The 12,887-nt window shown below is 61.0% G+C and carries 13 protein-coding genes; 8 read left to right on the top strand and 5 right to left on the bottom strand.

The window, feature by feature from the left end:
- Positions 1 to 5 precede the first annotated feature (5 nt).
- Positions 6 to 842 (bottom strand): 3'(2'),5'-bisphosphate nucleotidase CysQ, encoded by an 837-nt coding sequence (cysQ, locus tag LPB73_RS17575; RefSeq protein ID WP_231077694.1) that lies wholly within the window; start codon positions 840 to 842, stop codon positions 6 to 8.
- Between the two features lie 170 nt (positions 843 to 1,012).
- Here cysQ and chpT point away from each other — a divergent pair, with 170 nt between their 5' ends.
- From chpT to LPB73_RS17545, 6 genes are all read left to right on the top strand, one after another.
- Positions 1,013 to 1,660, top strand: coding sequence for a histidine phosphotransferase ChpT (chpT, locus tag LPB73_RS17570; RefSeq protein ID WP_068737134.1), 648 nt, complete (start codon positions 1,013 to 1,015; stop codon positions 1,658 to 1,660).
- Between the two features lie 200 nt (positions 1,661 to 1,860).
- Positions 1,861 to 4,575 carry a hybrid sensor histidine kinase/response regulator gene (locus LPB73_RS17565; protein ID WP_175365866.1) on the top strand — a complete coding sequence of 905 codons (2,715 nt, stop codon included), beginning with the start codon at positions 1,861 to 1,863 and terminating at the stop codon, positions 4,573 to 4,575.
- An 11-nt stretch (positions 4,576 to 4,586) separates the two neighbouring features.
- Complete coding sequence (locus tag LPB73_RS17560) at positions 4,587 to 5,081, top strand: chemotaxis protein CheW (RefSeq protein WP_120288931.1); 495 nt, start codon at positions 4,587 to 4,589, stop codon at positions 5,079 to 5,081.
- 45 nt (positions 5,082 to 5,126) lie between these two features.
- Positions 5,127 to 5,492 (top strand): response regulator, encoded by a 366-nt coding sequence (locus LPB73_RS17555; protein ID WP_068737128.1) that lies wholly within the window; start codon positions 5,127 to 5,129, stop codon positions 5,490 to 5,492.
- 103 nt (positions 5,493 to 5,595) lie between these two features.
- Positions 5,596 to 6,762 (top strand): protein-glutamate methylesterase/protein-glutamine glutaminase, encoded by a 1,167-nt coding sequence (locus tag LPB73_RS17550; protein ID WP_093760980.1) that lies wholly within the window; start codon positions 5,596 to 5,598, stop codon positions 6,760 to 6,762.
- The gene (locus LPB73_RS17545; protein ID WP_231077693.1) at positions 6,759 to 7,640 is read left to right on the top strand and encodes a CheR family methyltransferase; all 882 of its coding nucleotides are present in this window, start codon (positions 6,759 to 6,761) and stop codon (positions 7,638 to 7,640) included. Before LPB73_RS17550 ends, LPB73_RS17545 begins: the two co-directional genes overlap by 4 nt.
- A gap of 6 nt (positions 7,641 to 7,646) precedes the next feature.
- Here LPB73_RS17545 and LPB73_RS17540 read toward each other — a convergent pair whose 3' ends face one another.
- The 4 genes from LPB73_RS17540 to ctrA all read right to left on the bottom strand — a co-directional run bounded on the left by LPB73_RS17540 (position 7,647) and on the right by ctrA (position 10,478).
- On the bottom strand, positions 7,647 to 8,804 hold the full coding sequence (locus LPB73_RS17540) for a glutathionylspermidine synthase family protein (protein WP_231077692.1): 1,158 nt from the start codon (positions 8,802 to 8,804) through the stop codon (positions 7,647 to 7,649).
- A 6-nt stretch (positions 8,805 to 8,810) separates the two neighbouring features.
- Positions 8,811 to 9,209, bottom strand: coding sequence for a hypothetical protein (locus tag LPB73_RS17535; RefSeq protein ID WP_231077691.1), 399 nt, complete (start codon positions 9,207 to 9,209; stop codon positions 8,811 to 8,813).
- On the bottom strand, positions 9,206 to 9,616 hold the full coding sequence (locus tag LPB73_RS17530) for a DUF350 domain-containing protein (RefSeq protein ID WP_231077690.1): 411 nt from the start codon (positions 9,614 to 9,616) through the stop codon (positions 9,206 to 9,208). Before LPB73_RS17530 ends, LPB73_RS17535 begins: the two co-directional genes overlap by 4 nt.
- A 160-nt stretch (positions 9,617 to 9,776) precedes the next feature.
- A complete protein-coding gene (ctrA, locus tag LPB73_RS17525) occupies positions 9,777 to 10,478 on the bottom strand; it encodes a response regulator transcription factor CtrA (RefSeq protein WP_068737116.1) in 702 nt (233 codons plus the stop codon).
- Positions 10,479 to 10,850: 372 nt separating this feature from the next.
- On the opposite strand from ctrA, the gene fliI reads away from it, so the two are divergent.
- Together fliI and fliJ are read left to right on the top strand one after the other, a co-directional pair.
- Positions 10,851 to 12,176: a flagellar protein export ATPase FliI gene (gene fliI, locus LPB73_RS17520; protein WP_089267515.1), complete on the top strand. Its 1,326-nt coding sequence runs from the start codon at positions 10,851 to 10,853 to the stop codon at positions 12,174 to 12,176.
- 109 nt (positions 12,177 to 12,285) lie between these two features.
- On the top strand, positions 12,286 to 12,705 hold the full coding sequence (fliJ, locus tag LPB73_RS17515) for a flagellar export protein FliJ (RefSeq protein WP_068737112.1): 420 nt from the start codon (positions 12,286 to 12,288) through the stop codon (positions 12,703 to 12,705).
- Positions 12,706 to 12,887 lie beyond the last annotated feature (182 nt).

Here is a 12,887-nt window from a genome sequence, read left to right as displayed (position 1 = left end):
CGGGTTCAGCCGCGCGTGCTCGCGGTGGGGTCACCCCAGGCGATGAATTCCGGCACGATGAAGTCTTCCCGGTCGCCGCCGAAGCGAACCGCCTTGCCAAAGGTGTCCGTCACCTTGCCGCCTGCGGCCACCACGACGGCATGGCCCGCAGCCACATCCCATTCGCAGGTCGGCGCCAGCCGTGGATAGATGTCGGCTTGGCCCTCGGCCACGCGGCAGAATTTCAGCGCCGAGCCGAACTCCTGTCTGACAGCACCGGGGCGGCTGGCGATGAAAGCCTCGGTTCGCTGGTCGCCATGGGAACGGCTGACCGCAGCAGTCCATGCTGCGCCCGGGGCAGGCGCAGCGCGGGTCCGGATCGGTGTGACCTTGCGGATGGACAGGTCTGGCGCGAGTTCGACACGCTCGGCGCCGCGGCCGACCAGCCCGCGCCAGATCAGCCCGAGGGCGGGGGCGCCGACGATGCCGAGCAATGGTGCGCCATCGACGATCAGGGCGATGTTGACGGTGAACTCCTGACGGCCGGCGACGAATTCCTTGGTGCCGTCGAGCGGGTCGATCAGGAACAGTGTGCCGGCATAGGGGGGCGTGGCGAGATGCAGGCGCTCTTCGGACAGCGACGGGATCCCCGGAAACAGCCGGGCCAGTCCTTCGCCGATGACATGGTCGGCCGCGAGATCGGCTTCGGTCACGGGCGAGCCGTCCGCCTTGCCATCCACGGTCATGACAGTGCGGTTGACCTTGAGGATAGCAGCGCCGGCCTGTGCGGCGAGCTCGGTCAGCGGCGCCATCAGGGTGGCAGCCCGCGCGGCATCCATGCGAGGTCGCGAATCATCCGTCATCGACTAGCCTTCATCCCCTGCATGTCATCCCCGTTCATTTTTACACGCGCCTGTTGCACCGGTGGACTGTGCCAGCCTTGTTGTGGTCGCGCCACCATCTGCGGTGTATCTAACCGTAAAGCAAATGCTTGATTCGCCGTTCATTCTGTGTGGCCCCAGGAGCGCATTTCATGTCCGACACCCCCACGCCAGGTCCGGCCCCCGATGCCCTCGAACTCGCGGCATTGCTCTGCTCGCGCGTCTGCCACGACCTGATCAGCCCCGTGGGCGCCATCGTCAACGGGCTCGAAGTGCTCGACGACAATCCCAAGCCGGAAGACAAGGAATTCGCGCTCGATCTGATCCGGAAGAGCGCCAAGACCGCATCGGCACGCCTGCAGTTCTGCCGGCTCGCCTTCGGCGCCGCCGGTTCCGCTGGCGCGCAGATCGATCTCGGCGATGCGCAGACCATGTCGCGCGGCCATCTTGAAGATGCCAAGACCAAGATCGAATGGAATCTGCCGCGGCTTCTGCTGCCGAAGAACAAGGTCAAGCTGCTGCTCAACATGCTGGTAATCGCGCAGCAGACGATTCCGCGCGGCGGCGTGCTCAAGATCGATGGCATCGGCGAAGGTGAGCCGCAGGGTTTCAAGATCACCGCTGCAGGCCTCAACGCGCGCCTGCCGCAGGCCATCGTCGATATGCTGGCCTCGGAACAAGTTGGCAGCATCGATGCCCATGCCGTACAGCCTTACTACACGCGGCTCCTGGCGCAGGCTTGCGGCCTCAAGGTGACCTTGGTGCCCGAAGGCGACGCCATCGTCGTCACCGCGATCTGATCGCAAACTCATTCAACTCTTAATGAACTCTTTACGAGTCCGCCGTTTGGCGGGCTCGTACGTGTGCGAGCATATAGCTAAATGTCGCATTCATTGTTTTTGGGAATGCTCAACTAATATTAAACGCTTTGCGGGGAAAGTAGCCAGACTTCGAAAGGCGTAGCGAAAGTCGCGAGCCTGGAGTGTGAAGGCCTATTTTCATGGATGATCTTCTCCGCGAGTTTTTGACGGAAACCAACGAGAGCCTGGATACGGTTGACAATCAGCTGGTCCGCTTCGAACAGGACCCGAATAACGCGAAAATTCTCGATAATATTTTTCGCCTGGTTCACACCATCAAGGGCACGTGCGGATTTCTCGGACTGCCCCGTCTCGAAGCCCTGGCCCACGCCGCCGAGACATTGATGGGCAAATTCCGCGATGGAATGCCGGTCACCGGAGAAGCGGTTACGCTCATCCTGACCACGATCGATCGCATCAAGGAAATCCTCGGTCAGCTCGAAGCCACGGAAGCGGAGCCGGAAGGCGTCGACGAGGATCTGATCGGCGAACTGCATCACATGGTCGAAAAAGGCATGGAATCGATGACTGAGTCCGCACCTCCGATCGCACCGGAAGCGCCTGTCGCGGCCGAGACGGCCCCGCTGATCGTTCCGACCCTCGAGCGTGAGCTGCGTCCCGGTGAAGTCTCGCTCGAAGAGCTTGAGCGCGCCTTCCAGGAAACCGCCATCGAAGTCGCACCGCCGGCAGCTGCAGCGCCTGTCGCGCCGCCGGCTCCGGTTGCTGAAAAGCCCGCCGCGCCGAAGGCTGTCGCTCCGAAGCCCGCTGCCAAGAAGACTGCAGTCGAGGTCGACCAGCCAGAAGCCGACAAGGTCGCAAACCAGTCGATCCGCGTGAACGTCGACACGCTCGAACATCTGATGACCATGGTCTCCGAGCTGGTGCTGACCCGCAACCAGTTGCTGGAAATCAGCCGTCGTCATGAAGACACCGAATTCAAGGTGCCGCTGCAGCGCCTGTCCACCGTGACCGCCGAACTGCAGGACGGTGTCATGAAGACCCGCATGCAGCCAATCGGCAACGCCTGGCAGAAGTTGCCGCGTATCGTGCGCGATCTGGCCGGCGAACTCGGCAAGCAGATCGAACTCGAGATGCACGGCGCCGATACCGAACTCGATCGCCAGGTGCTCGACCTGATCAAGGATCCGCTCACCCACATGGTGCGCAACTCGGCGGATCACGGCCTCGAAACGCCGGCTGAGCGCGCTGCCGAAGGCAAGCCGGAGCAGGGCACGATCCGTCTGTCCGCCTATCATGAAGGCGGCCACATCCTGATCTGCATCGCCGACAACGGCCGTGGCCTCAACACCGAGCGGATCAAGGCGAAGGCGATCTCGAACGGTCTGGCCACCGAAGCCGATATCGAGAAGATGTCGGAAGCCCAGATCCACAAGTTCATCTTCGCACCGGGCTTCTCGACTGCAGCTGCAATTACCAGCGTCTCCGGCCGCGGCGTCGGCATGGACGTGGTGCGCACCAATATCGATCAGATCGGCGGCACCATCGACATCAAGTCGGTCGCCGGCGAGGGCTCCAGCGTCACCATCAAGATCCCGCTCACGCTGGCCATCGTGTCGGCGCTGATCGTCGAGGCCGGTGGTGATCGCTTCGCGATCCCGCAGCTCGCGGTCGTCGAACTGGTGCGTGCGCGCGCCAACTCCGAACATCGCATCGAGCGCATCAAGGACACCCCGGTGCTCCGTCTGCGCAACAAGTTGCTGCCGCTGATGCATCTGAAGAAGCTGCTGCAGATCGATGACGGCTCGTCGGCCGATCCGGAGAACGGCTTCATCGTCGTGACCCAGGTGGGCAACCAGACCTTCGGCATCGTCGTCGATGGCGTCTTCCACACCGAAGAAATCGTCGTCAAGCCGATGTCCACCAAGCTCCGTCACATCGGCATGTTCTCCGGCAACACTATCCTGGGCGATGGCGCGGTGATCATGATTGTCGATCCGAACGGCATCGCACAGGAGCTTGGTGCTCTGGCATCCAACGCTCACGAGATCGCCGACGAGAACGCCGCAATGCGCGCGATGAATGCAGAACAGCTGACGTCACTGCTGGTGTTCCGCGCCGGCTCCGCACAGCCCAAGGCGGTGCCGCTCGGTCTCGTCACGCGTCTCGAAGAAGTGGGCGTTGACAAGGTCGAGCTGTCGAACGGCCGCTACATGGTCCAATACCGCGATCAGCTGATGCCGCTGGTGCAGATGGAAGGCGTGACCGTCCGTACGTCGGGTACCCAGCCAATCCTCGTTTTCGCAGACGACGGTCGCTCGATGGGTCTCGTCGTCGACGAAATCGTCGATATCGTCGAAGAGCGCCTGCATATCGAAGTGGCCAGCGGTCGCGAGGGGATCCTGGGCTCCGCTGTCATCAAGGGTCTCGCGACCGAAGTAATCGACGTCGGTCACTTCCTGCCGATGGCTTTCGCCGATTGGTTCTCGCGTAAGGAAATGCGTGTCTCGGCAACCGCCCAATCGGTGCTGCTGGTCGACGACTCCGCGTTCTTCCGCAACATGCTCTCGCCCGTGCTCAAGGCTGCCGGCTACAAGGTACGCGTCGCCACCAACGCCCAGGAAGGTTTGTCATTCCTGCGCTCGGGTCAGGAGGTCGACGTAATCCTCACCGACATCGAAATGCCGGATATGAACGGCTTCGAATTCGCCGAGACCATCCGTGCGGATCAGAAACTCAGCCACACGCCGATCATTGCTCTCTCGGCGATGATCTCGCCGGCTGCCATCGAGCGCGGTCGCCTCGCAGGTTTCCATGACTACGTCGCCAAGTTCGATCGCCCCGGCCTGATTGCGGCGCTCAAAGAACAGACCACCGAAGTTCGCCAGGCTGCGTGAGGGAAATCGCAATGACCACCGCCACTACGACCACCACCACCACCAAGGCTCCGAGCGCTGACGGCGCGATCACCGAATACGTGACCACCATGATCGGTGGACAGCTGTTCGGCATGCCGATCTCGCGCGTGCAGGACGTGTTCATGCCCGAGCGTCTGACCCGCGTGCCGCTGTCCTCCAGCGACGTCGCCGGCGTGCTCAATCTGCGCGGTCGAATTGTGACCGCGATCGACATGCGTTCGCGCCTTGGCCTGCCGAAGAACGATGACGGCAAGCCGCCGATGGCTGTGGGCGTCGATCTCCGCGGTGAATCCTACGGCTTGCTGATCGATTCGATCGGCGAAGTCCTGAAGCTTGCCGATGAGAGCCGTGAGGTGAATCCGGTCAATCTGGATCCGCGCATGGCCAAGATGGCCGATGGCGTCCATCGTCTCGATGGGCAACTGATGGTCGTACTCGACGTTGATCGCATCCTTGAAATCTCGCCTGACAAGCTGGCCGCCTAAGACCAGCACTTGGACAATTTTGTCCGCGGTGAAAATGAGGCTCACATGAAGACATGTCTGGTTGTCGATGACTCCAGTGTCATCCGTAAGGTCGCCCGTCGGATTCTCGAAGGTCTCGATTTCGAGATCACCGAAGCTGAAGACGGCGAGAAAGCGCTCGAAATCTGCAAGCAGAACCTGCCGGACGCTGTTCTGCTTGATTGGAACATGCCGGTGATGGATGGCTACGAGTTCCTCCGTAACCTGCGCCGCATGCCTGGCGGTGACGTTCCAAAGGTCGTGTTCTGCACGACCGAAAACGATGTGGCCCACATCGCGCGCGCGCTGCATGCCGGCGCGAACGAATACATCATGAAACCGTTCGACAAGGAAATCGTGTCGGCGAAGTTTCAGGAAGTCGGCCTGATCTAAGTTCTACGCCGGAATTGCGTATTCCACTTCCGGCGCCCGCCTTTTTGTTTGTGCATTTGTTTTGTCAGTGCATTTGTCGCGTTGTGTTGCGTCCGGTGAGTTCATGAGTGTTGATGTGATAAGTCCTCCTGTTGTCGATTCGCGGTATGAGCCACTGCGAGTCATGGTGGTGGACGACTCCGTCGTCATTCGCGGCCTGATCTCGCGCTGGATCGAGGCCGAGCCTGATATGGCCGTCGCGGCGTCGCTTCGTACTGGTCTCGATGCCGTCAACCAGATCGAGCGCATCAATCCCGACGTTGCCATTCTCGATATTGAAATGCCGGAGCTCGATGGCATTTCGGCGCTGCCGCAGCTGCTGGCGAAGAAGCGGAATCTCATTATCATCATGGCGTCGACGCTGACCCGCCGCAACGCGGAGATCAGCTTCAAGGCGATGTCGCTCGGCGCCGCCGACTACATTCCGAAACCGGAGAGCACCCGGGAGATTTCCGCAGCCGACATCTTCAAGCACGACCTGTTGCAGAAGATCCGTCATCTTGGCGCGAAGGTTCGCCGCCTGAAGTCGGCGACGACGCCGTCGATCGTGCCAGCTCCCGCGGCGCGTGAGGCTGCACCGTCTTTCAAGTCCGTGACATCAGTCGCCGCGCAGGCGCAGCTCGTGAAGCGTCCTTTCAGCGCCACGATGCCACGCGCGCTGCTGATCGGTTCGTCCACTGGTGGTCCGCAAGCCCTGATGACGCTGGTTGCCGAAATCGGCGCCGTGATCGACAAGGTGCCTGTGCTGATCACGCAGCATATGCCGCCGACCTTTACGACCATTCTTGCCGAACATCTCGCCCGGGCCAGCAAGCGTCCGGCTCGCGAAGGTGTCGATGGCGAAATCGTCAAGGCCGGTCAGATCTACCTCGCGCCCGGCGGCAAGCATATGCGCGCCGTCAAGCAGGGTGCCAACATCGCCATCGCGCTCGATGACGGTCCGCCGGTGAATTTCTGCAAGCCTGCTGTCGATCCGCTGTTCACGTCTGCCATCGACGTCTGGCACGGCGCCATTCTCGCCGTCGTGTTGACAGGCATGGGTTCGGACGGCATGCGCGGCGGCAAGGATATCGTCGCGGCTGGCGGCAATGTCATCGCGCAGGACGAAGCATCGAGCGTGGTGTGGGGTATGCCCGGCGCTGCCGCCAATGCGGGCATCTGCTCGGCTATCCTGCCGCTCAATCAAATCGGTTCGAAAGTGGTTCGTCTTTTCTCGGGAGATCGGTCATGACACCGGCAGACTATGATTTCCTGCGCAAGTTCCTGAAGGAGCGCTCGGGTCTCGATCTGTCTGCTGACAAGCAGTATCTGGTCGAAAGCCGGCTGATGCCGCTCGCGCGCAAGGCCAACCTGTCGGGCATTGAAGAGCTGGTCCAGAAGATCAAGAACGGCTCGTCCACGGTTGCGTCCGACGTGGTCGAGGCGATGACCACCAACGAGACCTTCTTCTTCCGCGACAAGCTTCCATTCGACCATCTGCGCGACGTCGTGCTGCCGGAGATGATCCAGGCACGTGCCGCCCGCAAGAGCCTGCGGATCTGGTGTGCGGCTGCGTCCACCGGTCAGGAGCCGTATTCGATCGCGATGACCATCAAGGAAATGAGCGCCCAGCTCGCCGGATGGCGGATCGAGATCATCGGCACAGATATCTCGCAGCAGGTGCTCGAGAAGTCGAAGTCGGGCATCTACACCCAGTTCGAAGTCCAGCGCGGATTGCCGATCCAGCTGCTGGTGAAATACTTCAAGCAGACCGGCGAGATGTGGCAGATCAATCCGGAGATCCGGTCGATGATCCAGTACAAGCCGCTCAATCTGCTGCAGGACTTCTCCAGCATGGGCAAGTTCGACATCGTCTTCTGCCGCAACGTGCTGATCTATTTCGATCAGGAGATGAAGACGCAGATCTTTGGCCGCCTTGCCAAGTGCACGGAGCCTGATGGCTTCCTGGCGCTGGGCGCCGCAGAGACCGTTGTCGGTCTGACCGACGCGTTCAAGCCGCATGCCGACAAGCGTGGTCTGTACCGTCCGAACGTTTTGCGTGCCGCACCGTCGATCGTGCCGAGCATGACACCTGTGGGTCTCAAGGCCGCTGCTTCGCCGGCGCGCTGAGCGCCGTCATAGGATCGCGTGCGGAATAAAGCGTGACATGTTGCCGGTGATCGGATTCTCATCCTCGCGGATCGAGAGCCCGCATGGCACCTCATCGACCAGCCAGCTGCCCAGCACCGGATACTGATCCGCAAAGTTCGGCAGCGGCATCAGCATCTGCCGGATGAAGCCTTCTTCGCCATAGGGACCGGGCTGCGCATCGATGGCGCTGCCGTCGCTCACCAGCGTGACATTGGCGCCTTCGCGCGAATAGAGCGGCTTGCGCACATAGGATGTGCCAAGCTCAGCGGCTGCAGCATCATCGTCGAAATAGGCCGGCAGCAGGTTCGGGTGGTTCGGAAACATTGCCCATAGCAGCGGCAGGATGCCCTTGTTGGACAGAATGGCTTTCCACGGTGGCTCGATCCAGCGCGTCGATGCGCCTTTCAGACGGCCGCCGAATGCCTCGCGGAACATCCACTCCCACGGATAAAGCTTGAACATCAGGTCGATCGGCTGGTCCTCGAGATCGACGAAGTGCCCGCTGTCGGCATAACCGATGTCCTTGATGTCGATCAGCGCGGGTGTGAGCCCGCCTTGCTGCGCGACATCGGCGAGATACTGCACTGTGCCGCGGTCCTCGGCATTGTCCATGGCGGCTGCGAGATGAATGGCTTTGTCGGCGCCGATCTTGCGCCAGGCCTCGATGAGCCGCTCATGCAGCGAGTTGTATTGATCGGCCCGCTTCGGGATGATCTGGCGCTCGATCGCCTGTTCGAGCCAGGTCCATTGAAACACCGCGGCCTCGAACAGTGAGGTTGGCGTGTCCGCGTTGTATTCGAGCAGCTTTGCCGGACCTTTGCCGTCGAACTGGAAATCGAAGCGGCCGTAGAGGCTGGGATCGCTCCGTTGCCAGCTTGCGGCGATGAAGGTCCAGTAGGCCTGCGGAATCTTCAGCAGCCGCAGATAGCGCTCATCCTTGACCGCACGGCTCACCAGCTCGCGGCACATCGCGTTGAGTTCGGCGGTCGGGGCTTCGATCTGACGCTCGATCTCATCCAGCGTGAAGGCGTAGTAGGCGCGCTCGTCCCAATAGCGGTCGCCGGCCTCGGTATGAAATACGAAGCCCGTCGCGGCCGCTGTGGCCTGCCAATCGTCACGCTCGGAACATGCGATGCGTTGCATGAAAAACTAGCCGCCGCCGGAGAAATGCGAGGCGAAGGAGCCGAAGCCACCGTGGGTTACGTGGCTGCTGCTGGATGATGAGCCGTCATATCCGCTGCTGGATGACGATCCGGTGCTGGCGAAGTTGCTGCGTCCCGAAGAACTGCTGCTGCCCCCTGAATAGCCATGGCCGCCGGAGGATGACGACGAACTGCGCTGCTGACACTCCTGCTGCTGGCCGGCGATGGCCGCGCGGTTCGGGTCGCAATGTTCGCTCGGCATCAGTGCATAGGCGCCGCCGCCCAGGGCCATGGTGCCCATGAGCAAGAGCGCCACGTGGTTGGAGCGTTTGCGCGATGGGGCTTCCTCAGGCATCGGCTGCACTGGTCGGCGCTTGCCGAAGTTCTTTGCGGGCCCGCTTGTCATGGCGAATACACCATGGAGGCAGCATTCAGCACGCCGGCGGCAAGGGAGGCGAGGCCGAGCCAGAGGGCCGGGGCCATCTCGCCATTGGCGATGCGATCCGACAATTGCGGCACCGGAATGCGGAGAATGAAATAGACGGCGATCTGCACGATCAGCGCGATGATCGCCCAGATCAGACAATCGATGACATTGGCGGAGTGGACGATCGCGCTAGCCACCGGCAGCACGAAGCCGAGCAGGCTGAGCCCGAGTGCGATCGCGGCTGGCGCGCAATCCTTGCGGATCAGTGCGAACTCGTCATGTGCGGTGACGCGCAGATAGACGAACAGGTAGAGCATCACGGTGACAATGCCGGTGCAGAAATAGACCAGAAAGGCCGGCAGCCCGACCAGAGATTGCAGAACCATTCCGCCCCCGAAATGTGCGCCAAACATGATCGCTTGGTATTCGCCTATGGCATTCGTCGCTGTAAGCAAAGAGTGGGTTCATCCACGCAAACAAAAACCCCGCCTTTCGGCGGGGTTTCGTGAGAACTTTCGGGGAGTGACGCTTAAGTCGGCTTGAAACTCACGCCGGGATGCGGATCTCTTCTTCGTGCGGTTCGCGGAGCACATAGCCACGGCCCCAGACGGTTTCGATGAAGTTGCGGCCTTCGGAAGCATTCGCCAGCTTCTTGCGCAGCTTGCAGATGAAAACGTCGATGATCTTCAGTTCGGGCTCGTCCATGCCACCATAGAGGTGGTTGAGGAACATTTCCTTGGTGAGGGTGGTGCCCTTGCGGAGCGAGAGCAGCTCCAGCATCTGGTATTCCTTGCCCGTCAGATGGACGCGCTGACCGCCGACTTCCACCGTCTTGGTATCGAGATTGACCACCAGGTCGCCGGTCTGGATGACCGACTGGGCGTGGCCCTTGGAGCGGCGCACGATCGCATGAATGCGGGCAACCAGCTCGTCCTTGTGGAAGGGCTTGGTCATGTAGTCGTCGGCGCCGACGCCGAGACCCTTGACCTTGTCCTCGATGCCGGCGAGGCCCGAGAGAATGAGGATCGGGGTCTTGATCTTGGACACCCGCAGCTGCTTGAGCACATCGTAACCGGACATGTCCGGCAGATTGAGATCGAGCAGGATAATATCGTAGTCGTAGAGCTTGCCGAGATCGACGCCCTCTTCTCCGAGATCCGTCGTATAGACGTTGAAACTCTCGGATTTGAGCATCAGCTCAATCGACTGCGCAACGGCGCTATCATCTTCAATTAGCAAAACGCGCATGCCAGTCCCCTTTAGTCGCCGCTCCGGGCGTCAGGTCGGCCGCCATACTTGCGGCACCAAAAAACGCCTACGAACAACTGATTCGGATCCTGACTGGATATGGTTAACAAAACCTGATTCTTCAGCGCAAGCTCTAATCGTGCAATTTTTGTCGAATCGCCATAAGATGTTGCAGCAAAGACTCTTTTTGTACCCGTACCCGTTCAAGCTCCACATTAAGAGCCGGACCTAACCGACTCCATCGACTCGCCCCTTCATTCTGATGGCGCGAATGCTCTCAGTCATCCAAGACAGTGACGTAATGATTAACGATGCGGGTAAACACGGGGTTAAGGCCGAGCCGGCAATGAAGCGAAACTTAAGGGTTTTGCAATGAAAGCCCTTGCGGAACAGATTACTGACCTCGATGGCGTCAATATTTACGGCCGGGTGGTCGGTGTTCGCGGGTTAATGGTTGAGGTGGCCGGGCCGATCCACGCGATGTCGGTCGGTGCCCGCATTACCATCGAGACCGGCACCAGCCGTTCCATCCCTGCCGAGGTGATTGGTTTCAGTGGCGACAACGCCGTGGTGATGCCCTTTGCCGGACTGGAAGGCGTACGTCGCGGCTGCCGGGCGGTGATCGCCAATGCCGCCAGCCAGGTGCGGCCCTCGATTGCCTGGCTCGGCCGCGTCGTGAATGCGATGGGCGAGCCGATCGACGGCAAGGGGCCGTTGCTGCAGGGCCCGGCGCCGATGCCATATCGCGCGTCTCCGCCGCCCGCCCATTCTCGCAAACGCGTCGGCGCGCCGCTCGATCTCGGGGTGCGCTCGCTCAATACCTTTCTGACCTGCTGCCGCGGCCAACGCATGGGCATCTTTGCGGGCTCCGGCGTCGGCAAGTCGGTCTTGTTGTCGATGCTGGCACGCAATGTCGATGCCGACGTGTCCGTCATCGGCCTGATCGGCGAACGTGGTCGTGAGGTGCAGGAGTTCTTGCAGGAGGACTTGGGCGAAGAAGGTCTCGCACGCGCTGTGGTCGTAGTCGCGACCTCGGACGAGCCTGCACTGATGCGGCGCCAGGCGGCCTATCTGACGCTGTCGATCTCGGAGTTCTTCCGCGATGAGGGCAAGGACGTCATGTGCATGATGGACTCCGTCACGCGTTTCGCCATGGCGCAGCGTGAGATCGGCCTGTCCGTCGGCGAGCCGCCGACCGCTAAAGGCTATACGCCGACGGTGTTCACCGAACTGCCGAAGCTGCTGGAGCGGGCAGGGCCGGGCACTGATGAAGGCTCCATCACGGGCATCTTCACGGTGCTGGTCGACGGCGACGATCACAACGAACCCGTTGCTGACGCCGTGCGCGGCATTCTCGATGGCCATATCGTGATGCAACGCGGTATCGCCGAGCGTGGCCGCTATCCTGCTATCAATATCCTGAAGTCGGTGTCGCGAACCATGCCGCGGTCCTGCGATCCTGCCTATTTGCCGACGATCACGCGGGCCCGGCAGATCATGGCGACCTATTCGGATATGGAAGAGCTGATCCGGCTGGGTGCCTATCGCGCCGGTTCCAGTCCGGAAGTGGACGAGGCGATCCGGCTCCATGAGCCGCTTGAGGCATTCCTGCGGCAACGGAAGGACGAAGTCTGCGGACTGGCCCAAGGCTATCAGCAACTGCAACAAATCGTTGGTGGTTTGGAAACGGAACGCTAACTTTGTCAGGCCATCATGACCCTCAGAGAAGAATTTCGGCCGGTCAGCCCCTTGCGGTTGTCCGGTTGTGTCCCGCGTTGAGACTGGGACTTCTGGGGAGTATGAGTCGATGAAGTCACGTGACACCCTGATCCGCCTGAAGAAGTTCCAGGTCGATGAGAAGCGCCGCCGGGTCAATCAGATCGAAGGCATGATCGCGGATTTCCAGCGCATGTCGGTCGATCTCGAGCGCGAGATCCAGACCGAACAGGATCGCGCCGGTATTCAGGATCCCACTCACTTTGCCTATCCCACCTACGCGAAGGCTGCGATTCAACGTCGCGAGAACCTGACACGTTCGGCCGATGAGCTGCGCGTGCAGCTCGAAGACGCGAAGGCATTGCTGAGTGAAGCTTTTGAAGAACTCAAGAAGGTCGAACTGCTCGACGAGCGCGACCAGGCCCGTGCACGCGACGAAGAGAACGCACGCGAACAGGCCGACCTCGACAGCATTGGCCTGATGCGTGCCCGCATCGGCGCAGTGGCCTGATCCGCAGAAGCGGCGAGCCAACGAGCCTCAAAGATTGAAGTCATCAAGCCCGGGCCGCGAGGTCCGGGTTTGCTGTTTGTGGTCTATCCACAGCATAAACAGCGACATGGCCCGCTTGCTATAATCTATGTTACGACAGGTGATACCGCCGGGCGGCACCTCCGTAAGGCGAAAGGTATATT

It is taken from the genome of Tardiphaga sp. 37S4, from assembly GCF_021044645.1.
GTDB lineage: Bacteria > Pseudomonadota > Alphaproteobacteria > Rhizobiales > Xanthobacteraceae > Tardiphaga > Tardiphaga robiniae.
Note: the sequence above shows the minus strand (reverse complement) of the source record. Positions and strands in the feature narration are given on the sequence as shown.